Annotated in this window: 21 protein-coding genes and 1 pseudogene; 6 read left to right on the top strand and 16 right to left on the bottom strand. The window is 63.2% G+C overall.

Annotation, left to right across the window (positions count from 1 at the left end; all coding sequences use genetic code 11):
• Positions 1 to 2 precede the first annotated feature (2 nt).
• Both purM and ACGYLY_RS04755 read left to right on the top strand, forming a co-directional pair.
• Positions 3 to 977, top strand: a complete 975-nt coding sequence (gene purM / locus ACGYLY_RS04760; RefSeq protein ID WP_395282745.1) for a phosphoribosylformylglycinamidine cyclo-ligase — start codon at positions 3 to 5, stop codon at positions 975 to 977.
• 146 nt (positions 978 to 1,123) lie between these two features.
• A complete protein-coding gene (locus ACGYLY_RS04755) occupies positions 1,124 to 1,540 on the top strand; it encodes a hypothetical protein (RefSeq protein ID WP_395282746.1) in 417 nt (138 codons plus the stop codon).
• Positions 1,541 to 1,560: 20 nt separating this feature from the next.
• On the opposite strand, the gene ACGYLY_RS04750 is transcribed toward ACGYLY_RS04755, so the two are convergent.
• From ACGYLY_RS04750 to ACGYLY_RS04715, 8 genes are all read right to left on the bottom strand, one after another.
• On the bottom strand, positions 1,561 to 2,055 hold the full coding sequence (locus ACGYLY_RS04750) for a GNAT family N-acetyltransferase (RefSeq protein ID WP_395282747.1): 495 nt from the start codon (positions 2,053 to 2,055) through the stop codon (positions 1,561 to 1,563).
• Positions 2,056 to 2,111: 56 nt separating this feature from the next.
• A complete protein-coding gene (locus ACGYLY_RS04745) occupies positions 2,112 to 3,263 on the bottom strand; it encodes a low temperature requirement protein A (RefSeq protein WP_395282748.1) in 1,152 nt (383 codons plus the stop codon).
• Positions 3,264 to 3,378: 115 nt separating this feature from the next.
• Complete coding sequence (locus ACGYLY_RS04740) at positions 3,379 to 3,918, bottom strand: CBS domain-containing protein (RefSeq protein WP_231183037.1); 540 nt, start codon at positions 3,916 to 3,918, stop codon at positions 3,379 to 3,381.
• Between the two features lie 44 nt (positions 3,919 to 3,962).
• A complete protein-coding gene (locus tag ACGYLY_RS04735) occupies positions 3,963 to 4,337 on the bottom strand; it encodes a DUF555 domain-containing protein (RefSeq protein ID WP_395282749.1) in 375 nt (124 codons plus the stop codon).
• 69 nt (positions 4,338 to 4,406) lie between these two features.
• Complete coding sequence (locus tag ACGYLY_RS04730) at positions 4,407 to 4,892, bottom strand: GNAT family N-acetyltransferase (protein WP_395282750.1); 486 nt, start codon at positions 4,890 to 4,892, stop codon at positions 4,407 to 4,409.
• A gap of 64 nt (positions 4,893 to 4,956) precedes the next feature.
• Positions 4,957 to 5,226 (bottom strand): C2H2-type zinc finger protein, encoded by a 270-nt coding sequence (locus tag ACGYLY_RS04725; RefSeq protein ID WP_395282751.1) that lies wholly within the window; start codon positions 5,224 to 5,226, stop codon positions 4,957 to 4,959.
• Positions 5,223 to 6,593: a hypothetical protein gene (locus ACGYLY_RS04720; protein WP_395282752.1), complete on the bottom strand. Its 1,371-nt coding sequence runs from the start codon at positions 6,591 to 6,593 to the stop codon at positions 5,223 to 5,225. Before ACGYLY_RS04720 ends, ACGYLY_RS04725 begins: the two co-directional genes overlap by 4 nt.
• A 96-nt stretch (positions 6,594 to 6,689) precedes the next feature.
• Positions 6,690 to 7,223 carry an Rrf2 family transcriptional regulator gene (locus ACGYLY_RS04715; protein WP_231183032.1) on the bottom strand — a complete coding sequence of 178 codons (534 nt, stop codon included), beginning with the start codon at positions 7,221 to 7,223 and terminating at the stop codon, positions 6,690 to 6,692.
• 148 nt (positions 7,224 to 7,371) lie between these two features.
• Here ACGYLY_RS04715 and rocF point away from each other — a divergent pair, with 148 nt between their 5' ends.
• Positions 7,372 to 8,292 carry an arginase gene (rocF, locus tag ACGYLY_RS04710; protein ID WP_395282753.1) on the top strand — a complete coding sequence of 307 codons (921 nt, stop codon included), beginning with the start codon at positions 7,372 to 7,374 and terminating at the stop codon, positions 8,290 to 8,292.
• Positions 8,293 to 8,575: 283 nt separating this feature from the next.
• On the opposite strand, the gene gyrA is transcribed toward rocF, so the two are convergent.
• Positions 8,576 to 11,083, bottom strand: coding sequence for a DNA gyrase subunit A (gene gyrA, locus ACGYLY_RS04705; RefSeq protein ID WP_395282754.1), 2,508 nt, complete (start codon positions 11,081 to 11,083; stop codon positions 8,576 to 8,578).
• On the bottom strand, positions 11,080 to 12,996 hold the full coding sequence (gene gyrB / locus ACGYLY_RS04700) for a DNA topoisomerase (ATP-hydrolyzing) subunit B (RefSeq protein WP_395282755.1): 1,917 nt from the start codon (positions 12,994 to 12,996) through the stop codon (positions 11,080 to 11,082). Before gyrB ends, gyrA begins: the two co-directional genes overlap by 4 nt.
• 395 nt (positions 12,997 to 13,391) lie before the next feature.
• Between gyrB and ACGYLY_RS04695 the strand changes: the two are divergent.
• The 3 genes and pseudogenes from ACGYLY_RS04695 (at position 13,392) to ACGYLY_RS04685 (ending at position 17,284) form a co-directional block, all read left to right on the top strand.
• A pseudogene (locus tag ACGYLY_RS04695) lies at positions 13,392 to 15,915 on the top strand (DNA topoisomerase VI subunit B).
• Positions 15,912 to 17,006 carry a DNA topoisomerase IV subunit A gene (locus tag ACGYLY_RS04690; protein ID WP_395282757.1) on the top strand — a complete coding sequence of 365 codons (1,095 nt, stop codon included), beginning with the start codon at positions 15,912 to 15,914 and terminating at the stop codon, positions 17,004 to 17,006. The pseudogene ACGYLY_RS04695 and the gene ACGYLY_RS04690 overlap by 4 nt, the downstream one beginning before the upstream one ends.
• 92 nt (positions 17,007 to 17,098) lie before the next feature.
• Positions 17,099 to 17,284: a hypothetical protein gene (locus tag ACGYLY_RS04685; RefSeq protein ID WP_231183026.1), complete on the top strand. Its 186-nt coding sequence runs from the start codon at positions 17,099 to 17,101 to the stop codon at positions 17,282 to 17,284.
• A 7-nt stretch (positions 17,285 to 17,291) separates the two neighbouring features.
• Here the strand turns inward: ACGYLY_RS04685 and ACGYLY_RS04680 are convergent, their stop codons facing one another.
• The 6 genes from ACGYLY_RS04680 to ACGYLY_RS04655 form a co-directional block, all read right to left on the bottom strand.
• On the bottom strand, positions 17,292 to 18,140 hold the full coding sequence (locus ACGYLY_RS04680) for a zinc ribbon domain-containing protein (RefSeq protein WP_395282758.1): 849 nt from the start codon (positions 18,138 to 18,140) through the stop codon (positions 17,292 to 17,294).
• A gap of 79 nt (positions 18,141 to 18,219) precedes the next feature.
• Entirely contained in the window at positions 18,220 to 18,969 is a 750-nt protein-coding gene (locus ACGYLY_RS04675; protein ID WP_395282759.1) for an MBL fold metallo-hydrolase, read from the bottom strand.
• Positions 18,970 to 19,018: 49 nt separating this feature from the next.
• The gene (locus tag ACGYLY_RS04670) at positions 19,019 to 19,387 is read right to left on the bottom strand and encodes a YkvA family protein (protein ID WP_395282760.1); all 369 of its coding nucleotides are present in this window, start codon (positions 19,385 to 19,387) and stop codon (positions 19,019 to 19,021) included.
• An 82-nt stretch (positions 19,388 to 19,469) separates the two neighbouring features.
• Complete coding sequence (gene ligA, locus ACGYLY_RS04665) at positions 19,470 to 21,116, bottom strand: ATP-dependent DNA ligase LigA (RefSeq protein WP_395282761.1); 1,647 nt, start codon at positions 21,114 to 21,116, stop codon at positions 19,470 to 19,472.
• Between the two features lie 128 nt (positions 21,117 to 21,244).
• Positions 21,245 to 22,414: a tRNA uracil 4-sulfurtransferase ThiI gene (gene thiI, locus ACGYLY_RS04660; RefSeq protein ID WP_395282762.1), complete on the bottom strand. Its 1,170-nt coding sequence runs from the start codon at positions 22,412 to 22,414 to the stop codon at positions 21,245 to 21,247.
• A gap of 51 nt (positions 22,415 to 22,465) precedes the next feature.
• On the bottom strand, positions 22,466 to 23,665 hold the full coding sequence (locus ACGYLY_RS04655) for a methionine adenosyltransferase (RefSeq protein WP_395282763.1): 1,200 nt from the start codon (positions 23,663 to 23,665) through the stop codon (positions 22,466 to 22,468).
• Positions 23,666 to 23,713: the final 48 nt, after the last annotated feature.

The raw sequence follows: 23,713 nt of genomic DNA, 5'->3' as shown, positions 1-23,713 counted from the left end.
CCATGACTGAGGAAGAGGAACTGACGTATTCCGACGCGGGGGTAGACATCGACGCGAGCGAAGCGGCGACGGCGGCCCTCGTCGGCGCGGTTTCGGACATCGACAACACGACAGACTACGCCGGACTGCTCGATATCGGCGACCAGTATCTCGCGCTGGCGACGGACGGCGTGGGGACGAAACTGCTCGTCGCGGAGGCCCTCGGCGACTACTCGACGGTCGGCATCGACTGCATCGCCATGAACGCGAACGACCTCGTGGCGAGCGGCGTCGAACCCGTCGCCTTCGTGGACTACCTCGCCGTGGACGAACCCACCGAGGAGTTCTCCGAACAGGTCGGCGAGGGACTCGCGGCGGGCGCGGAAGAGGCGGGCGTCGCCCTCGTCGGCGGCGAAACCGCGGTGATGCCGGAAGTCATCTCCGGCCTGGACCTCGCGGGTGCCTGCGCCGGGCTCGCGCCGAAGGACGCCATCTTTCCCGGCGAGGCCGAGGTGGGCGACGTTCTCGTCGGCTTCGAATCGAACGGAATTCACTCGAACGGCCTCACGCTGGCCCGCAAGGCCGCGACGAAGGATCACGACTACGACGACGACTTTCCGCTCGGCGAGGGGACCGTCGGCGAAGCGCTCCTCGAACCGACGCGCCTCTACACCTACCTGCTTCCCGCACTCCGCGAGCGGGACGTTCACGCCGCGGCGCACGTGACGGGCGGCGGATGGACGAACCTTTTGCGGATGGGCGACCGCCGCTACGAGATCGACGACCCGTTCGACGCACAACCGGTGTTCGACTTCGTGCAGGACGGCGGTAACGTCTCCGACGAGGAGATGCACCGCACGTTCAACATGGGAACCGGGTTCGTCGTCGCGCTCCCTGAGGGCGATGCCGAAACGCTCGTTGCGGAGACGGACGGACGGGTTATCGGTACCGTCGAGGAGGGCGAGAGCGTGGGGATTCGCGGATTGAGTCTGAACTGACCTCCGGACGGTTTTCGAGCGGAAACGGGTGATGGGGAGGACGAACGGTCGTAAATTTCCCAATTATTCCCTTTCGGCGTGAAACCGGCACATCCCCGAGGCGTATTTTCAGAATATTTATTTAAGAAGGGTGTGGGGTTTGTGTCATGTCCGGCCTGACCCGTCGCGCCCTGCTCGGCTCCGTCGGCACGTTCGCCGTCACGGGGTGCGTTTTCGAGTCCAAGACGAGTTCGTTCGACTCGGACCACACCATCTGGCTCGAAAACGGGTACGATGAGGAGCGAACGATTCACGTCTGGGTCGTTCGAAAGGTGACGGACGAAACGGTCTTCACGGTCACTCGGCCGGTAGGGCCGGGGGATACGGCCGCACTGTACAATCTCGAACGATCGGAGGGGACCGAGGTGGAGACGTTCCGCGTCTGTGCGCAACTCCTCCACGCCAGTTCGAGCAACGCGGGGTACAAACAGTGTACGACCGTCGAGACGAACCAGTGCTACGGGAACGTCCACATACGGATACAGAAGGATGGGTCGCTCGGTATCACCTACGCGATCTGTTGATTCCACCTCGCCAAAATTCTCTACAACTCCTTCACGTACAGGTATCCGGACGTGTGGATCCGCTCGTCGTAGAACTCCTCGTCGCGTCGGTAGCCCGCCGACTCGTAGAACTCGACGGCGCGTTCGTTCTCGGTCATGACGCCGAGTTGGATTCGCTCGCCGCCGCGTCGTTCGACGGTTCGCTCGACGTGGGAGAGCAGTCGTCCGCCGATTCCCTCGCGCCACCGACCGGGGAGGACGTAGATGCGACCCAAATCGAACGTCGCGGACCCTTCGACGGGATTCGCACCGACGAATCCCACGACCCCGGCGTCGTCATCGACGGCGACGTCGAGGATGGACTCCTCGGTTTCGATGAGCGAGCAGAAGGTCTCGGCGTCGTAGTACCGTTCGAGGAAGTCGTTCGTCGCCTCCGTGCCGATGATCGGTGCGTGAGCCGAGTGCCACGCCCGCTCCGCGACGTGTCGTATCGCCTCCGTGTTGCTCGGCCTCGCCGGACGAATCCCGATTCCCATGAACGAATGTCAACGGGGCACGTGAAAAAGATGTCGTGAAATTGTGATTTGAGCGGTCATTCCGACCGAACGACCCGCCGGTCCTCGGAGCGAACCGTCTCGTATCCGGCCAGCGCGACGAACAACGCGGTGAGGAGTAAGAGCGCGACGACGGACGGGACGACGACGGCGACCGGAATCAACAGGACCGCGATGATCGCCACGACGGCTCGCGCGACGCTGATGGTGCCGTGGTCGCGGAACCGGTAGGCGTTGTGACCGCAGAGGTAGAGCGTTCCGCCGCCACACAGTGCGACGGCGGGGATTACGCCGAGCGCCGTTCCGACGTGCGCTACCGTCTGTTCGATGCCGAGCGCGACGAAGATGATGCCGCCGATGACGAGGAGGTGGATGTAACTGTAGGAGTCGCGGGCCAGCACCGACCGTTCGCGGTCGGACGCCCGGACGAGTCGTCGTTCGGCGGCGAGCGTGACGTAATCGAAGTAGAGCCACCACAGCGTCGCGATGAGGACGAACCCGGCGAGGACGCCGAGAAGGAGACGGTTCCCGAGGGGGAGTCCGGCCATGCCGACGCCGATGGCGACGATCGACTCCCCGAGGGCGATGATGACGATGAGTCTGTGACGCTCGACGAAGTGGCTCGCCTGAACGTGAAACCCCTCGACGCCGCGAACCCGCGCGACGCCGTAATCCAACGCGATCGCGGCGATCCAAAACACGCTCTGGAGCGTCTCACCCACGAACCCGGAGGCGATGAGGAGGACGGGTGCGCCGAGGAATCCCGGCGCGAGGCGGAGGACCGCATCCCGCGTTTCCGGCGGCGTGGCGAGTCCGTAGAGGACGACGTGCAACCCGCGAACGACGAAGTACGCCGCGGCGAACGTAACCGCGTCGGCGTCGAACGCCCGTGGAATCGTCAGTGCGACCACCAACATGGCCGCCATCGCCAGTAGGATGACCGAGCGCTGGAAGAGGACCTCCTCCGCCGGGATGGCGTTCGTCAGCCACGAGTACCCGACCCACGCCCACCACACTACCGCGAGCAGTGCGATGCCGCGCACGACACCCGCCCACGTCAGATGCGTGGTGAGAAACCGCGTGATTTGGGTGATGGCGAACACGAACACGAGATCGAAAAACAGTTCTAAAGGAGTCACTTCCGACTCCTCCTCGCCCGTATCCATGGGGAACGAATCGGTTACGCTCATTCGGACTCACGACGTTTCGGCTTGCTGTCCGGCATATCGATCGCTATTCGAGAAGACATTGTCGCCCTCCCCCATCAATGGACTGGTAAAAATCCGGGACGACACCCCGAACCGGTTACGAAAGCCGAGCCGCGATGTCCGCTTCCGTGACGATGCCGATGGTTTCGCCCTCCTCCGTCACCATCACGGCCTTGTAGTGGTCGAGGAGGTTGCTGATCTCGTTGAGCGTCGCCGACTTCGAGACCGTCGGGAAGCTCTCGTCCATGAACTCGCGAACCGCCTCGTCGCGGGCGTCTTCGCTGACGTGAACGAGATCGCTCTCGCTTATCGAGCCGACGGGAACGCCCTGTTTGATGACCGGCAGTTGGGAGTAGCCCGCATCCTGCATGTTCTGTACCGCTTCGCTCACGGTATCGGTGGGTGCGACGCTGACGACGGATTCGTGCAGGAGGTCACCCGCGCGCACGATGTCACCTTCCGATTCCTCCAACGCGTTCACGATTCGCCGGAGCGTCGAAAGCCTGGGGTCCACGTCGTCGCCCTCGATTCGAGCGATGAGCGGCTGTGAAACGCCCGCCCGCTCCGCGAGTTCGCTCTGTGTGAGTCCCAAGTCGGTTCGGTGTTCCCGAAGGTCTTGGGGTGTCGGAAGTTCCATACGTAGAAATTACCAACGGTTATGGTATAAATTGTTCGGACCGTTCAGGCGTCGCCGAAGTCGATCTCCTCGTCCTCGTCGAACTCGATGGTTTCGACGATCGAGAGCGGCACGTCGCGAAGTGCGCCGCCGACTTCGCTCTTGGCGATGCGTTGGGCGTGCTCTTCGTTCTCGGCGTTGAACACCTTCATTTCGAGGACGAGGCCGACGAGCGCGGTGTGGGCCGCGATGAACGCCGAATCGAACGGTTCGCCGCAGGCCGGACACCCCGTCGCGCCCACTTCGACTTCGACGTAGTCCATGTTCTTCTGGTTCAGCCGTTTCCCGGCTTCGCTGACCGCAACGCCTATCGCATCGTCGATATCGCCGACATCGCGTACCAACCATGCCGCCTCCATCGCAACGAGGTAATTGCTCATACTCGACCCAGACACCGGAGGGTTTCGTGTCTTTTGGTTTGCGGCCCGGAAATCGACGTTCTGCTGCTTTCAGGCGACCGATATGTTACGCGCCATCTCCACGCACGCCAGTTCGACGCCGCCGGTCACTTCGTGTAGTACCGTGGAAATCCGCTCGTACCCGCGTGCCTCGTAGAACGGGACCGCGTTCAGGGAGGCGTGAAGCGTTACCGAATCGACTCCCGCGCTCCTCGCCCGCGACTCGAGGTGGGAAAGCAGCTCCGACCCGACCCTGTTCCGTGCGTGGTCGGGATGGACGTACACCGCCGAGACCACGCCGGTATCCTGTTCGACGCGGCCGAATCCCGCAAGCTCGCCGCTCACCTCGGCGACGAGGACGGATTCCGATTCGTTCCGTATCGACTCTATATAGGGGGCACTCCCGAGCGGCTGTTCGGCCCAGCGTTCGACCTGCTCTTCGTGGTATCGCTCCACGCCGAACGCGCGGATGGCCGCACACCGAAGGTCGAGAATCGGCTCGGCGTCGGCTTCCGTCGCGCGACGAATCGAGGGCATGGAGTTCGAGACGACGGAGGAAGCCCTAACCGTATCGGCGGGGCGGAGCCAGTCATCGGCGGAACTACGAGATGCCGATGATGGCGTAGATGAACAGGAACCCGAAGTACAGCAGGACGAGGATTCCGAGCGCCTTCAGACGGAAGTGTTTCAGATCCTCCGTCTCCTCCTCGTACGTGTCGTAGAAGGCCGCAACCTCGTCCTCGGGGAGTTCGTCGCCGTGTTCCAACCCGCGGTGGAGCACGAGGTACTCCTCCTCGCGGAACGGGTCGCCGCAGTAGGCACACACGTGGGGCGATTCGCCGGACGGAACGCGGTAGTCTGTCGTGGTCATGGTGGTGTGAGTGTCGGTTGCGAAACGATCCACAGGCTGGTCATCGTGTACAGAATCATCACCGCGACGAGCGGATATTGGCTCCGTATCGCCTGCATTCGACTCGGAAACACGTCGTACGCCGTGGCGTGGGCCACCCACACCGCGAGGAGGTGGCCGAGCAGAACGAACGCCATGTTGAGGCCGCCGAACCACGCCGGTAGGATGAGAATCACCGCCTGCGGCGGATCGAGCGGACTCGACAGCACGCCCAGCAGGGTCGGCGAGAGCGAGAGGAAGTAGCTCACGTAGTGAGCGAGGTGGTAGCCGACCGCGATGGGCAACAGCGACGGCGCGAAGCGCCGGGCGATAGCGGACGGTGTGAGGTACGTGTCCGCTGTGTCGCGGGAGAGCCGCGTCGCCACCCTGTACGCGCCGAGGAACAGACCATAGCCGCCGAGGAGTGCCGCGAGGTACGCGACGTTCAGCGGAACGCCGGCGTCGGCGACGGGCCGGACGACGTCGGACCAGAGCGGCGTGGAGACGAAGCCGTCGTAGGTCGTCACCCAGAGGATGGCGACGACGAACCCGACTTCATCGAATCCCGTGACGAGTTTCGTCTCGGTCAGGCGCGCACCGGGCAGTTGAAACTCGAAGCCCGAGTCGGTCCGGCGGAGCGGGGCGACCCGTCCGTAGTACCGAAACACGCGGGCGATGGGGTCCACCGTCCCGAACCAGCGTTCGGTGCCGTACAGCAGGATTCCCGCCAGCGTAACGACGGTGTAGACCGCGATAACGTCCGCCAGCATCTCGGGTTTGTCCGCGAGCGGGCTGATGACTTCGAGCCAAACGAGCGCGAGGAGGCCGACGACGCTCGGCCACGCTCCCAACCGCTCGGGATAGTTCGCTTCACGGGAGGGCAGGAGTTCCCCGACCGTTCGCCACGGATTGAACGCGGGCCACGTGTTCCCGACGACGTACACCGATATCGTGTACGCCGCCCACCACCCCACCCAGACGGCGAGGATGGCGAGGTTTTCCCGGGCGGTTTGCGGACCGAACCATCCGGCCGCGACGATGGCGAGGAGGGCGAAAACGCCGACGACTTTCGTCACGAATACGGCTCCGTCGGCGGACCGCGACGTGAACCGTTGCCACTGGTGTATCGTCCGGATGAACGACCGGTCGGTGATGAAACTGGCGAGCAGGAACGACGCGCTCACGACGCCGCCGCCCGTGAGGATGAACAGCCAGAGCGGGACGGCCAGGGATTTCGAGTCCCCCTGCAAACTCGCACCGTGTGCCAGTGCATGGCCGGAAACGGCTATGAGGAACCACAACACGGCGACCAGACGGGTCGAAAACCGAATCGGAGTTCGACGGTGCATCGGTGGAAGTTGGAGCGTCCGTCGATAATACTTTCCGAAAGCGAACGACAAGCGTCGGAGAGTCAAAAAAAAAACGAAACGCGACCGGAGTCGATATCAGTGGTTCGGCTCTTCGGTCGGTGCTTCCATCCCCTCGATTTTCAGGATGAGGATGTTACGGGTGTCGTCCTTGCCGTCTACCGTACCCTCAACGACGAGTTTCGAGAGGGGCGTCGGACCGACCTTCACAGAGTCGCCCTCGTGGAAGTCGCGGACGGATCCGCGAAGGTGAATCTCGGCGCGGCAGAGTTCGGGGTGGTGAACGCTCGTGAGGTCGATCTCCTCGATGTTGCTCTGTTCGACCGGTTCGCCGTTGTGTTCGAGGGGGACCTCGGCGGCGGTGTCCAAGTTCTGGATGTCGAGCGCTTCGAACGCCGTCGCGGTCGGTTTGTACCCGCCTTTCGGGCCGGGGACACCTTCCACGAGTTGGAGCGCTTTGAGGCTCTGCATCTGGTTTCGGATCGTTCCGGGGTTGCGGTCGACCTCTTCGGCGATGTCCTCGCCCTTGACTGCATCTTCGGTCTCGCGGTGCAAGTTTACCAATGCCGTCAGTATCGTCTCCTGACTAGGCGTCAACTCAATGCTAGACATTACACGAATCTTGGTAATTGATTTCCTTAAATCCGCCGAATATCCCAGGAGAATCGCGGTACCTTGTCCGTCGGAACTCCTCGGTTAAATAGAGTTTCATCCGGTCGAAAGGGAGCGTTTGAAACCCCCCCGACCCGTCCGTTCAATCATGACGAAACCCGTCCAGATAATCGGAGCACCGGTGGACTACGGCGCGAACCGACGTGGCGTGGACATGGGACCATCCGCCATCCGCTACGCCGGACTGGCCGAGGAACTCGCCAACTCGGACGTGACCGCGATCGACGCCGGCGACCTGACCGTTCCGCGCGCGGAGGAGCGCGACCCGGAAACCGAAGAACCGAGGGACGGTAAGGCCAAGTTCCTCCGCGAGACGGCGGACGTGTGTTCCCGCCTCGCCGACACGGTGGCGGACGCCATCGACGACGATGCCTTTCCGCTCGTCCTCGGCGGCGACCACTCCATCGCCATGGGGACGCTCGGCGGTGCGGCCCGCGACGCCGAAATCGGGGCCATCTGGTTCGACGCGCACAGCGACTTCAACACCCCGAAGACCTCGCCGAGCGGTAACGTCCACGGGATGCCGCTCGCGGGCGCGCTCGGTATCGACGACTTCGCGGATACCGACTGGGCGAACGCCCCCGGTCTGCGCGCCGAAAACGTCGTCCTCGTCGGTCTTCGAAGCGTGGACGACTCCGAAGTCGACGCCATCCGCGAGAGCGGCGTCACGACCTTCACCATGTCCGACATCGACGAACACGGAATCACGGAAATCGTGGAGGAGGCCCTCGATATCGCCACCGACGGCGTGGACGGGATCCACGTCAGCTTCGACATGGACTGGCTCGACCCCAAGGAAGCGCCCGGCGTCGGGACGCCCGTTCGCGGCGGCGTCAGCTATCGCGAGGCCCACTCCGCCCTCGAAACCGTCGCCACGCGCAACCGGGACGAAGGCATCCTCCGGTCGCTCGAATTCGTGGAAGTGAACCCGATCCTGGACGAACACAACGAAACCGCCGCGCTCGCCACCGAACTCGCAGCGAGCGCGCTGGGCAAGCGCATCCTATAGCACCTTTTGCTGCGTGAGTGCGGCAAAGCTGCACTCACTGGCAAAATCTGCACCAAAAGCCTCCTCACCCCCGTCCGGGGGTTCGTCGGCCCGGAAAATCGGAGATTTTCCGGAGGGGCGGCTAGCGACGAACGGTAGTGTCAATTTTGCGGCCTCGGTAGCTGTTCAAATTCCGATTTCTGTGAACGCGAAAATTCCGCTGATTCGACGGTAGTGCCGACGAGCGACCCGAACGTTAGAAGGGAGAAAAAAGAGAGAACAAGCAGAAATCGCACCGTAATCGTTACTCGTCGGCGACCGGTTCCGATTCCTCGTCTACCGTCTCGGCATCGTCCGGCATCGCGTCCGCGGCCTCGGCGGGAATCATGTCCACGCTCGCCACGCGGTCGTCCTCGTCCACGTCCATCACGGTGACGCCCATCGTGTTCCGGCCGACCTCCGAGATGTCCGCCGCCCGGATGCGCATGATTTGGCCCCGCTCGCTCATCAGGACGAGGTGATCGTCCTCGATGACGGTTTTCACTTCGGTGACCGATCCGTTGCGGTCGCCCGTCTTGATGTCGATGAGACCCTTCCCGTTGCGGGATTGGGCGCGGTACTCCGCGAGTTTCGTCCGCTTTCCGTACCCCCGCCGGGTGACGGTGAGGAGGTCATCGACGTCGCCGTTCGCGGCGACCATGCCGACGACTTCGTCATTCTCGCCCAATCGGATGCCGTGGACACCGCGAGCGTTGCGGCCCATCTCGCGGGCCTCGGTTTCGTCGAAGCGGATGGTCATTCCGTTCTTCGTGGAGATGAGGAGGTCCTTCGTTCCGTCCGTCACCTTCACGTCCACGAGCTTGTCGTCGTCTTCGAGTCGCGCGGCGATCTTCCCCGTCGAGTGGATGTTTTCGAACTCCTTCGCGGCGGTTCGTTTGACGTACCCCTGCTGGGTGACCATGCTCAGCGACTCGTCGTCCTCGAACTCGTCCGTCGTGATGACGGCGGTGATGTCTTCGTCGCGCTCCAAATCGAGGATGTTGACCGCAGATTTGCCGCGCGCCGTGCGCGACATCTCGGGTATCTCGTACGTTTTCAGGCGATAGACCTGCCCGTGATTCGTGAAGCAGAGGAGGTAATCGTGGGTGTTCGCGCGGAACACCTTCGAAATCTTGTCGCCCTCTTTGACGTCCGCGCCGATGATACCCTTACCGCCGCGACCCTGCGCGTCGAACCGGTCGATGGGCATGCGCTTGACGTAGTCCTGCTCGGTGACGACGACGAACACGTTCTCCTCGGCGATGAGGTCCTCGCGGGTGACTTCCGACGTGTCCTCCACGATTTTCGTCCGTCGATCGTCGGCGTACTTCTCCTTCATTTCGAGGAGTTCCTCCTTGATGACGCCGAGGAGTTCCGACTCGTCGCCGAGGATGGTTTCGAGGCGCTCGATGCGCGCCGTCACGTCCTCGTACTCGGATTCGATTTCCTCGGATTCGAGTGATGTGAGGCTCCCGAGTTGCATCCGAACGATGTGTTCGGCCTGCTTCTCCGAGAAGTCGAACGTCGCCTGCAACCCGCTCCGTGCGCCGTCCCGGTCCTCCGCGTTGCGGATGAGTTCGACCACGTCGTCGATGTTGTCGAGCGCGCGCAGTCGTCCTTCAAGGATGTGTGCCCGTTCTTCCGCCTCGTCGAGTTCGAACTCGCTACGCCGCCTGACGACGTCGCGGCGGTGGTCCAAATAGTGCTGGAGCAGTTCCTTCAGCGTCAGGACTTTCGGCTGGCCGTCCACCAGCGCCAGCGAGATGATGCTGAAGGTTCGTTCGAGGCGGTGGTTCAGCAGTTGGTTCTCGACGACTTCCGGAATCGCGTTCTGCTTGAGTTCCACCACGACGCGGATGCCGTCGCGGTCGGACTCGTCGCGCAGGTCGCGGATGCCGTCGATGGTGCCGTCGTTGACGTGGTCGGCGATGCGCTCGATGAGTCGCGCCTTGTTCGTCTGGAACGGCAGTTCCGTGATGACGATGCGGTCGTCCTGCACCTCGTACTCGGCGCGGACGCGAAGGCGTCCCCGTCCGGTTTTGTACGCCTGATGGATGTCGTTCCGACCGACGATGTTCGCACCGGTCGGGAAGTCCGGTCCCTTGACGTACTCCATCAGGTCCTCTATCGTCGCATCCGGGTTGTCGATGAGTTCGACCGTCGCGTCGATGACCTCGCCCAGATTGTGCGGCGGGATGTTCGTGGACATCCCGACGGCGATGCCGGACGACCCGTTGATGAGGAGGTTCGGCACCGCCGAGGGGAGGACTTCGGGTTCCTCCAAGCGTCCGTCGTAGTTGGGTTTGAAGTCCACCGTGTCCATCTCGATGTCGGCCAGCATCTCCTCGGACAGCGAGTCCATCCGGGCCTCGGTGTACCGCATCGCCGCCGGCGGGTCGCCGTCCACGCTGCCGAAGTTCCCCTGCCCGTCGATAAGGGGATAGCGCATGGAGAACGTCTGTGCCATCCGGGCGAGCGCGTCGTAAATCGACTGGTCGCCGTGCGGGTGGAAGTCGCCCATGGTGTCCCCGACGATGTTCGAGGATTTGCGGTGACTCGCGTTGCTCGTCACGCCCGACCGGTGCATCGCGTAGAGGATACGCTTGTGGACGGGTTTCAACCCGTCGCGCACGTCGGGGAGCGCACGACCCGCGATGACCGACATCGCGTAGTCGATGTAGCTCTGTTCCATCTCGTCCTCGACGCGGACGTTTCGTACCTTTTCCGCTACCTCGTCCGGGAGATCCGGATTGTCCGGTGTGTCTGAACTCATATATCGACCCACTCCGCTTCGGTGGCGTGGTCCTGAATGAACTGCTTTCGCGGCCCGACGGCGTCACCCATCAGCACCGAGAACATCTTGTCCGCCGCCGCGGCGTCCTCGATGGTTATCTGTTTGAGGATGCGGTTTTCGGGGTTCATCGTCGTCTCCCACAGCTGTTCGGGGTTCATCTCGCCCAGTCCCTTGAACCGCTGGACCTGCGAGGGGTTCCCGTTACACTTCTCCTCGATTATCCGGTCGCGTTCCTCCTCGGTCATCGCGTCGTACGTCTTGCCCCGGTAGCGAACGCGGTACAGCGGCGGTTGGGCGGCGTACACGTAGCCGGCCTCCAACAGCGGTTGCATGTAGCGATAGAGGAGCGTCAGGTAGAGCGTCCTGATGTGCGCTCCGTCCACGTCCGCATCCGTCATGATGATGATCTTGTGATAGCGCGTCTCGTCTATGTCGAACTCCTCGCCGACGCCGGACCCGATGGCCGTGATGAAGTTTCGAATCTTCTCGTTCTCCAGCACGCGGTCGAGTCGGTGTTTCTCGACGTTCAACACCTTGCCGAACAGCGGCAGGATGGCTTGGAATTCGCGGTCACGGGCCTGTTTGGCTGAGCCCCCGGCCGAATCGCCTTCCACCACGAACAGTTCGGACTTCTTCGGGTCGCGCGACTGGCAGTCGGCGAGTTTGCCCGGCAACGCGCTCGATTCGAGCGCGCTCTTCCGGCGGGTGAGTTCCTCGGCCTTCTTCGCGGCTTTTCGGGCCTTCGCGGCCTCAACCGCCTTGAGGACGACGGCCTGTGCGGTGTCCGGGTGTTCTTCGAAGTAGACCGACAGTCCCTCGTGGACGGCGCTTTCGACGATGCCGCGGACCTCGCTGTTGCCGAGTTTCGTCTTGGTCTGTCCCTCGAACTGCGGGTCGGGGTGCTTGACCGAGATGACGGCGGTCAACCCTTCGCGGATGTCCTCGCCGCGGAGGTTCTCCTCGATGTCGCCAAGCATGTCGTTGTCGTTCGCGTAGTCGTTGACGATGCGGGTGAGGGCGGTTTTGAACCCGGTCAGGTGGGTGCCACCTTCGCGGGTGTTGATGTTGTTGGCGAAGGCGTGGATCGAACCTTGCAGTTCGTCGGTGGCCTGCATCGCCACTTCGACTTGGATGTTATCGTCCTCGTTCTCGAAGTATATGACCTCGTTGTGGAGGGCTGTTTTCGTTTCGTTCAGGTATTCGACGAACTCGCGGATGCCGCCGTCGTAGCGGAACGTATCGCCTTTCTCCTCGTCGCGTTCGTCGTCGAGGACGATTTCGACGCCGGAGTTGAGGAAGGCGAGTTCTCGCAGGCGGTTTTCGAGCGTGGAGTAGGTGAACTCCGTCGTCTCGAAGATCTCCGTGTCGGGCCAGAACCGCTGGTACGTGCCGGTTTCCTCGTCGTCGCGCATGTCTCGAACGCGCTCCATCTCCCCTGCGGGGTTACCGCGCTCGAACGTCTGTCGCCAGACGGCACCGTCGCGTTTCACCTCGACTTCGAACTTCTCCGAGAGGGCGTTCACCACGGAGATACCGACGCCATGGAGGCCGCCGGACACTTGGTAGGACTTGTTGTCGAACTTCCCGCCGGCGTGGAGGACGGTCAGGATGACCTCCAGTGCGGGCATATCGTACTCCTCGTGGCGGTCCACGGGAATCCCGCGTCCGTCGTCCGCGATGCTGACGGAGTCGTCTTCGTGAATCGTTACGTCGATACTGTCACAGTAACCGGCTAACGCCTCGTCGATGGAGTTGTCCACCACTTCGTAGACGAGGTGATGTAACCCACGAGAGTCGGTAGAACCGATATACATTGCCGGTCGTTTTTGAACGGCCTCGAGCCCTTCAAGAACCTGTATCTGCCCGGCGCTATACTCATTTCCGTCGCTCATAAATTCTGATTTTTAGTAGGAAGGCACCACTGATAAAGCTCACGCACGCGCGCGCGGTGGCAATTAAAATTAGCTTCCCCCGACCCTTTCCTCCTTCCCCTCCTCGAAGAGAGAAAGGCCCGCCCGCCGCGTCGACTCCGGACCGGTTTGTCGGACGTGAACAGTACCTTCGACCGCCCCTACCCCGTCAAAGGGGTTCCGAGACGTAAGCACACCGATAGTTCGAAGGACGACTCGGTACGTCGCGAATGGGTCCGACGAGCGGAGGTAAAATCGCGTTTCCGAACCGTGAGACGTCATTATCGGTCGAGAGAGATCCCATCGACGTCACTTTCACTTTCACTCCGCTTCATCGGCGCAGTTTTAACGTCCGCGAGGATAAATACGCCCGAAGAATGCCTTCGATGCAGTCTACGCTCGGCGAGGAGGGGATCGCCGAAGAGTTGGCGGAAAGTCAACGTCAGATCTCCATCGCCGAGTTCTTTGAGAAGAACAAGCATATGCTCGGCTTCGACAGCGGTGCCCGGGGGTTGGTCACCGCCGTCAAGGAGGCGGTCGACAACGCCCTCGACGCCTCCGAAGAAGCCCGATTGAAACCGTTCGTCCGCGTGAAAATCGAGGAGGTCGGCGACTACTACCGACTCATCGTCGAGGACGAGGGGCCGGGAATCACCCGCGAGCAGATTCCGAAAGTGTTCGGGAAACTCCTCTACGGGTCGCGGTTCCACAAGCGCGAGCAGTCCCGCGGTCAGCAGGGTATCGGCATCTCCGCCGCCGTCCTGTACTCCCAACTGACGAGCGGGAAGCCCGCGAAAATCACGAGTAAACCGAAGGGAAGCGACGGACAGCGCTACTTCGAACTCATCATCGACACCGACGAGAACGAACCCGAAATTCAGAACGAGTCCGACACGCCGCCCGTCGGCCGCGAACTCGTCGGGACGCACGGCACGCGCATCGAACTCGAAATGGAGGCGAACATGCGCGCGCGCCAGCAACTCCTTCGGTACATCAAACACACCGCCGTCGTCAATCCGCACGCGAAGATCGTCTTCGAGGAACCGGGAATGGAAGAGGGCGACGAGATGGTGTTCGAACGCGCCGAGGGTGCGAGCCTCCCCGCCGAAACCGAGGAGATTCGCCCGCACCCGCACGGCGTCGAACTCGGGACGGTCCTGAAGATGCTCGGAAGCACCGATTCACACAGCATCTCCGGATTCCTGCAGGGGGAGTTCACCCGCGTCGGCAAGAAAACGTCAGAGAACGTCATCGAGAACTTCCGCGACCGACACTTCGGTCGGGAGGCCGCGTGGCGACCGCCACAGACCCACGAAGAGGTCGACATCGAGTCGGCCGTCGAAGGGGCAGTGGCGAACAAGGGTGCGGACGCGACGAGCGCATTCGCGGAAACGGTCGCCGAACGGGCCGGGGAGAGCGACCGAATATCGCACCACCAACTGCGTGGGATCATCGCCGTCGCCGCCGACGAAACGGAGGACGCGTTCGGAACCTCGTTCGGCGCGACGGTACGGGAAAACGCCCTCGATGCGGCGTGGGACGCGATAACCGACGACCGCGTGACCGACCTGTACGAACTCGTTGACGACGCGACGAGCGTCCGAAAGGACGACGAGACGGTTCGTGCCCTCGCCGAACGAATCGCCGCGAAGTTCGACGGCGAGGAGGGTCACGACCGCGCGACGAAAAAGCAGCTCTCGGAGTACGTCAACCGCGCGGCCGACATGACCGAGGAGCGCGAGGACGCCACGATAGGCGAGACGGCCCGTGAGAACGTCGCCGAGGCCATCTGGAAGTCGATGGTGACGGTCACGGACGATGTCCCGAGTGTTCCCCCCCCCCCCCCCCCCCCCCACCCCCCCCCCCCCCCCCCCCCCCCCCCCCCCCCCCCCCCCCCCCCCCCCCCCCCCCCCGCCCCCCCCCCCCCCCCCGCCCCCCCCCCCCCCCCCCCACACCCGGGACACCGCGAGCGAACTCCTCGATGCGATGAAGGAGACGGACATCATCTCGCCGCCGACCAACTGCCTGTCGCCCATCACCGCGGACCTCGTGGAGGCCGGACTCCGGAAGGAGTACGACGCGGACTTCTACGCGGCGGCGACCCGCGACGCGGACGTTCACGGCGGCGACCCGTTCATCGTGGAGGCCGGAATCGCCTACGGCGGCGACTTGCAGGCCGAGGGGTCGGCCGAACTCCTCCGCTTTGCGAACCGCGTACCGCTGGTCTACCAGCGCGGTGCCTGTGCGACGACGGACGTGGTGAAGTCCATCGGCTGGCGCAACTACAACCTCGACCAACCCGGCGGCCGCGGCGTGCCGAACGGACCGGTCGTCATCATGATCCACGTGGCGTCCACGAACGTCCCGTTCACGAGCGAATCCAAGGACGCCATCGCGAACGTCCCCGCCATCGAGGACGAGATCGAGTTGGCGATCCGGGAGGCGGCCCGCGAACTCAAATCGTACCTCAACAAGCGCCAGTCCCTCAAGAAACGCCAGAAGAAACAGAACGTCATCGCCACCATCCTGCCCGAAATGGCCGAAAAGCTCTCGGCCGTGACCGGGCGGCAGGAACTCGAAATCGGCGACTCGCTGGCGCGCATCATGAACAACGTGCTGGTCGAGCGCGAAGTCGAGGAGGACACGGTGAAACTCATCGTGGAGAACCACGGTTCGACCAACGAATCGCCGAAGTTGACCGAAATCGTGGCGACGGAACCCCGGAACCTCTCGGACGGCGCGACCGCCGTCGAGATGGACGGCGAGTGGTTCGTGACGTGGGAACCGACCGTCGAGAGCGGTGACGAGTCCGTTCTCGAATACACCGTCGCGGAAGACGTATCGTTCGACGCCGTAACGGTCGAAGGAATCGAAGACGAGCGACTGACCAACAACACATGAGTACGGACAACGACAACGCAGAAGCCCAAGCGAAACTCATCGACCTCGCCGCGGAGTTCTACGACCAGTTCGCGGGCGGACAGATACCCGAGATGTCCATCCCGACCCGGACGAAGAGCAACATCGAGTACGACGAAGACGACCACGTCTGGGTGTACGGCGACCGGAAGAGTACCCGGAGCGCGAACAGCGTTCGCGGGGCGAGAAAACTGCTGAAGGCGGTGTACACCATCGATTTCCTCGCGAATCAGTTGGAGGAAGACCGCTCCTCCACCCTTCGTGAGTTGTACTATCTCTCCGAGTCGTGGGACGCGGAGGAAGCGCAGTTTTCCACCCAAGACGAGTCGAATCAGTTGATAGAGGACCTCGAAATCGTCTCGGACGTGACCCGCGAGGACTTCCACATGCGACCCGAGGAGTCCGGTGCGAAGGTGATGGGTCCGCTACTCCTCCGGGAACAGACCAATCGGGGCGACCGGGAGATTCACTGCCAGGACGACGTGGGGCAAGGTGGCTACCAGATTCCGAACAACCCCGACACCATCGAGTTCCTCGACCACGACGCGGACTTCGTCCTCTGTGTTGAAACCGGTGGGATGCGCGACCGACTCGTCGAGAACGGGTTCGACGAGGAGTACAACACCATCATCGTCCACCTCGGCGGCCAACCGGCACGGGCGACCCGCCGCCTGACCAAGCGCCTGCACGAGGAGTTGGATCTGCCGGTCACGGTCTTCACCGACGGTGACCCGTGGAGTTATCGCATCTACGGTTCGGTCGCCTACGGGTCCATCAAGAGCGCGCACCTGAGCGACTATCTCGCCACACCCGAGGCGAAGTTCATCGGCATCCAACCGAAGGACATCGTGGAGTACGACCTGCCGACCGACCCGCTCAGTGATTCGGACAAGAACGCGCTCGAAAGCGAACTCGAAGACCCGCGCTACCAGACCGACTACTGGCGGGAGCAGATAGAACTCCAACTCGACATCGAGAAGAAGTCCGAACAGCAGGCGCTCGCCTCCCACGGTCTCGATTTCGTGACCGACACCTATCTTCCGGAGCGGCTTTCGGACATGGGTATCATCTGAACCGACTTCGCGTTTTCCGATTACCCGTGGGGATGGGAGTTCACCGCAAGCAGTAGATACTCTCATGACGGAAGGGTGCGTACGAAAGCAGTATGCCGAACTGGCTGAACCTGAAACTGACGGGCGTCGGCGCGATGATTTGCGGGTTGGTCTGGGTGTTGACGACCTATTCGGTGCGCGTCTCGAATCCGTCCCTGTCTTGGCTCGCCGGCGTGGCGGGTATCTTTCTCGCCGTTCTCGCCGTCGCCGACGCGCTGGACGGCGGCCTCTCGGATTGAATGCACCTCAGACGAACTCGGTTTCGCCGGTCCCGGCCGAATCGGTTTCGAACCCGGCGACCCCGTCGGCAAAGTCCCCGCGAGCGCACGACCGGCAGTAGTGATTGTCGCCCTCGTTGAGCGTCTTCACCGGGATTCCGGCGAGGTACGTGCGCTCGTGGTAGGTCCGCTTCACGCCGTTGCCGACCGGTTCGGCACAGACGGAGCAGGGCGTGGCCGGTTCGAAGACCGTCTTTTGGTCCGTCGAACGCACACGGCCGAACGTCGTGAGGGATTCGAATCCGGGGACATACTTGGGGGTGAGCAAGAGTAAAAACGACCCCAGCAGGAGCGAGGCGGTCCCGAAGACCAATCCCGCACCTGCCCAGTTGGTCAAGAGGAGGAACAACCCGAACAGGACGCCAAAGGCACCGAAGACGGAGCTCACGGCGAACCCGAGGGCGCTCTTGGCCGTCCAATCGGTGGACAACCCCTCGTCATCGAGATACTCCTCCGAGCCATCCGCGCGCAGTTCGATTCGTTCCGCGCCCGGCGAGTAACAGTACCACGCATAGAGCAGGTTTCCGACGCCGCTCGTCGTCATGAGCAGGAGGATGTGGAGGGGAATCGACCCGAACCCGCGATTTATCATCACCACTCGGTCGCCGTAATCGTGTTTCACGTCCCACCCTTCGACCGTGAGGTCTTCCACCCGGCGGCGAAATCCGAGGTCCCGCGGGTGGTGGTCGGTAGTGTAGCGGCTACTACCGCTTTCCCCCGGGCCGACCGCGCGACCGCATTGCGAACAGAACGAATCGCTAGGGGAGAGCGCCGAGCCGCACTGCGAACAGAAGTTGGAGGAACCGTGGGGACGCATGCGTGAACAATCTCGCCCTCACCTCAAGAAGATTGTGTTGCAGTGAAGGGTTCGGTCGTGTGAACAAATCCCTCCGCGTTCAGTTTTCGTCCAACGTGACCGCGAGACCCCTGTTCTCGACGTCCTCGGCGAACGCCGTCGAGTCCGCTTCGAGCGCCGCGAACGTGTTGTAGTGAATCGGCACGACGAGGTCCGGGTCGAGGTCCGTGGCCAGCGCGGCCGCACTGTGTCTGTCCATGGTGAAACTGCGGCCGATCGGTGGAAGGAACAGCGACACGTCGAGCGCCCGGTGGCCCTCCAAGGCGTCCGAGTCGCCCGGCCAGAAGGCCGTCGTCCCGTCGAGCGACAGCAGGTAGCCGACGCCGAATCCCTTCGGGTGGTGTGGTTCGCCGTTCTCCCGGCAGTTCGGGCCGTTCTCCTCGTTGTACGCCGGAACCGACCACGCTTCGCAGTCCCCGACCGTCAGGTGGTCCTCCTCGCCGATTTCCACGACGTCGTAGGGGAGTTCCGCGGGCGGCGTCACGTCCCGGTCGATTTCGTTCGCGTCGACGCCCTCGTACACGACGACCGTGGCGTCCTCGCTCGCGACGCGCTCGATGCCGTCGGAATCGTAGTGATGGTTGTGGGTGACGAACACCGCGTCCCCGTCCTTCGCCCGATAATCTACGGGTTCCGGATGGCCGACGTCCGGGGTGTCCGGTTCCCACTCTCCGGTCAAAACGCCGTACCGTCCGGGGTCGAGGTATGCGACGAAGCCGTCCTCGGTTTCGAGGCGCACGGTCGCATAGCCGAGCCAATCCACCGTCACGCCGTCGTGTCGAACCGTCATGCATTTCGTAGGGACGGTCGCGAACAAAAGCGTTCGGGAAGCGGTCGGATCAGGTAAGGAGGTGCCAGACGAGGAGCCCCACCGCGGCCCAGCACAGGAGAATCAGGAGGGCGACTCCCCACCCGATTGCACCGTCGTCGACGTCACGATTTTTGGCCTGCTCGCGGGCGTCGACTATCACTTCCTCCGGAATCCCTCGCCGGGCGAGATACACGCCGAGTGGGATGAATATCATGTCATCGGCGTAGCCGAGAACTGGAATGAAGTCCGGAATCGGGTCGATGGGGCTGACCGCGAGGCCGACGGTCACGAGCACGATGCCCTTCGAATACCACGGCGTTCGCGGGTCCCGACCCGCGATCGCTATCGCCGTGACTTCGTGCCGGAGGTCCCGTGCTCGCTCGCGCCAGTTCGCCATCGCTCACGTCGTCGTGACGGGTGAAAATAATCGTTCCGCCCGTGGCAGTGAGACGAACCGACGCGTCGCGGAATTTCGGCCGTTACTGCATCTCCGCCAGCCGCTCGATTCGTTCCAACGAATCCGCGGCGTCAGGCGTCTTGTCGTCGCGCACGCCGAGGAACCGCGGGAATCGGAGCGCGAACCCGGACGAGTACGTCGGCGATTCCTGTATCTCCTCGTACCCCACCTCAAAGACGACTTCGGGCGATAGCTCGACCGTTTGACCGTCCTGTGTTGCGATGTACGGTTCGAGGAGTTCCGTCAACTCCGCCAACTCCTCGTCGGTGATGCCCGTCGCCACCTTGCCGAGGGTTTCGAACCCGCCTTCGTCAGTCCGCGCGGAGAGGAGAAACGTGCCGAGGAAACTCGCACGTCTGCCTTCTCCCCACTCCGCGCCCGTGACCACGAGGTCCACCGTCTCCACGTCGGGTTTCCGCTTCCGCCAGTTCTTCCCGCGCCGTCCCGGCGAGTACGTCGAGTCGGGACGTTTGAGCATGATTCCCTCGTGGCCCGCGTCGAGCGCGTTCGCCTCGATGTCGGCGATTTCGTCCTCGTCGCCGGTGATGGATAGCGCGGACACGCCGCCGGAGAGGATTTCCTGCAATCGGTCGTGACGTTCCGCGAGCGGTGCGGTCAGCAAGTCCTCGCCGTCGACGTGCAAGCAGTCGAACGCCCGGAGTTCCACTGCGACTTCCTCCCGGGCACGCGCCACGTCGTGTTTGCGGCGGAACCGCCGGAGAACCTCCTGAAACGGCAGGGGTTCCCCGTCGTCCATCGCCACGACTTCTCCGTCGACGATGGCCGGGACGGCGAGATTCTCCTCGGCGTACTCGGCGATTTCCGGCAGCGGGTTCGTCACCTCCTCCATGTTCCGCGAGAAGATTCGGACGTCCTCGCCGTCGTAGTGCAGTTGCACCCGCGCGCCGTCGAACTTCCATTCGACGCCCGCCTCTTCCCAGTCTTCCAGCGCGTCCGTGACGGTGCCCGCCTGTGCCAGCATCGCCTGTACCGGCCTGCCGACTTCGAGTTGCAGTTCGTCCAATCCGTTCTCGCCCTCCGCTTCGGCCACGCGGGCGACCCGTCCGTAGTCGTTCGACACTTGCAAGGCCCGCTGGACCGACTCGACCGGTACGTCGAACGCCGCCGCGATGGCGTCTCGAACCGTCCCCTCGCCGACGCCGATTCGCATCTCCGAGAGGACGAGGCGGGCCAGATACCGCGCTTCCCGCGACTCCGTGCGGTTGAACAGCCCGAAGAGGATGTCGATTTTCGTGTCCTGGCTCCCCGACCCTTCGACGTTCGCCAAGTCGTCGAGTTGCGTCGCGACGTCCGCGACGGTCAACTCGTCCCGACCACCGCCGAAGGCGGCGAGTCCCTGCTGTCCCCCGAACTCGTAACTCGCCGCGACCGCGCCGATGTCGCCCATCTCGGCCAATCGGTCCTCCACGTCGTCCGCCGAAACGTTCCGCCCCGCGGCGCGGGCGATGGCGGTGTAACACAGGTTCGGCCCGATGTCGAGCGTCGTGGAGTCCCACGCGGGAAACACGCGCCCCTGAACGAACCGGGCCAGCACTTCGAGGTCGTCGTTCGCCGACGAGAGGAGGTCGGTGACGGCGTCGATGATATCGCTATCCGCGCTCAACTCCTCGATTTCAGCGGCCGTATCGGCGAACTCCCCGAACTCCATTATCGGGCGTTACCCTCGGTCGGAGTTAAGCCTACGGCTTTCGATTTATGGGGGTCTGGGTGGGCGCACGGCGGAGAATTTGATTCCACTCGATAATCCGGAAACGAACCGCGTTCGAATCCAGTCGGTCAGAGTTCGACGAGTTCGACGTTTTCGGCCGCTTCCTCCGCGAGTTCGAACAATCCGTCGGGTTCTGCGTTTTGGGCGATTTCGTGGGTCGCGTTCGTCTCGGGGTAGTCGGGCGCGAGGCGGTTACACCCCGCCGGAATCGTGGACTCGGTGTAGGTGTCGATTCGACGGGCGCGGGCCACGATGTCGCTCTTGTCCATCGTGAGGAGCGGTCGGTGGATGGGCATGGACGTGGCGGTGCTCACGACGCCTAAATTGCGGGCGGTCTGGCTGGATTTCTGCCCGATCGCTTCACCCGTGACGATGCCGTGGGCGGACTCCTCGCGGGCGACGTGTTCGGCGACGCGGTACATGAACCGCCGGAAGACGAGCATTCGGGCCGGTCCGACCTCCTCCCCGAGCAGGGTCATCGCCTCGCCCGCCGGAACCTTTCGGACGCGCATGTCCCGTTCGGGTGCGTACCTCGCCAGTTTCCGAACCGTCTCGATGGCGCGGGCTCGGTGGTCGATGCCGCCGTAATCGCCGAGGTCGAGGTAGACCGGGATGACGGGACTGCCGCGCTTCATGACCTCCCACGTGGCGACGGGCGAGTCGATGCCGCCGCTGACGAGCGAGACGAGTTTCGTCTGCGTTCCGAGCGGGAGTCCCCCCGGCCCGTCTCGTTTTTCGAGGAAGACGAAGGCGTCATCGTCGCGCACTTCGACGGAGAAGGTAATGTCGGGGTCGTCCAGATCGACGTTCGGGTTCTCGACGGCGTTCCAGACGGCGGTGCCACCCTCGCGTTCGAGTTCCGCGCTGGTGAACGGGTGGTCCTTCGAGGACCGTCGGGCGCGCACGGCGAAGGTTCCCCCGTGGTAGTGTTCGCGGGCGGCGTCGGCCAGCGTCTCCTCGATGACCGACTGCTCGGGCGAGACGACGGCGGCCGGACTCGCCGACTGCACGCCGAAGGTGTCGGCCGCCGCGGTCGTCGCTTCCTCGATATCATTCTCGTTCGCGTGGATGAAGAGGCGCGACCAGCGGCGTTCGACCTCGGCATCGATATCGCGGTCCGCGAGTATCGCGGCGATGTTGTCCCGGAGCCGTCGCTCCATCTCGGTCTGCACTTTCCCACTCTTCACGCCCACGTCACCGTGCCGAACGAGGACGGTATCGGCTCCCGACGGATGCATAGCCGGGCATAACAGTGGCCGGGATAAACGACTGTCGAACGCGCGCGGGAATTAAAACGTCGTCACGTCGCCGTCGATGGCGCGCTTCGTGATGGTCGAGACGTTCGCCAACTCCTCGTCCACGAGTTCGACGATGTCGGCTTCGATATCGCTCAGTTCGACGCCTTCTTCCGTGACGACGTGTGCGTCGGCCACGTGCGGTTCGTCGATGGGACGGCCGATTTGCGAGAGGAGGCGAACCCGCATGTCGCGGATGCCGTCCACTTCGGCGACGACGGTTTCGGCGATTTCCGTGCTCAGCAGGTTGTATATCTTCCCGATGTGGTTGACGGGGTTCTTTCCGCTGGTGGCTTCCATGCTCATCGAGCGGTTCGGGGTGATGAGGCCGTTCGCGCGGTTGCCGCGCCCCACCGACCCGTCGTCGCCCATCTCGGCGCTGGTGCCGGTCGTGGTCAGGTAGATGCTCTCCTCGTCGTCGGCGGTGTTGACGTAGACGTTCACCTCGCGGTCCGTGTACTCGCTCGCGACCTGATGAACGTAGTCGCGCACCTCCTCGACCATCGCGTCGTAGTCGTCACGGCTCTCGACGTATGTATCCACCATCGCTGCGGCGACGGTCACGTCGATGGTGTCGCGTTCGCGCTTGCCCATGATCTTCACGTCCGGGCCGAGCGCGGGGTGGTCCGCGGCGAACTCGCCGTTGAGTCGGTGTTCCGCGTTCAACACGATTTCTTCAGTTTCCGAGAGCGGCGCGTGGCCGACGCCGAAACTCGTGTCGTTCGCCATCGGAACCGTCGCGCCCTCCTCGGAGAACACGTCCTGCAGGTCGCCGCTTCCCTCGCCGAGTTTCACGTCGATGATGACGTCCCGTCCCACGTCGAGTTCCGGGATGTTCTCGTTGAGATACTCGCGGGCGGCGTCGAGTGCGACGGTGTCGGTCGGGATTTTCGTTCCTTCGTACTCCTTCGTTGCGCGGCCGACGAGGAGGATGTAGATGGGTTCGACGAGTTCGCCGCCGCCGAACCTCGGGTTCGAATTACCGGCGACGAGTTGCGTCTCGTCCGTGTTGTAGTGGAGGACCTTTCCCACTCGGTCGAGATACAGTTGCGAGAGTTCGCTAGAGACCGCTTCCGCGATACCGTCACAGATAGAGTCGGGGTGGCCGATTCCCTTCCGCTCCACGATTTCGATGTCCTGGTCTTCGACTGCCCGACGATCGATCGGTTCGACCTGAATGTTCCGCTCGGTCATTATCTCGGGTTAGCAGTCACGGATTCTATAACTTGCGGAAACGCTTTG

The organism is Haladaptatus sp. CMAA 1909, from assembly GCF_043952005.1.
Lineage (GTDB): Archaea > Halobacteriota > Halobacteria > Halobacteriales > Haladaptataceae > Haladaptatus.
This window is presented reverse-complemented; position numbering and strand designations above follow the sequence as displayed.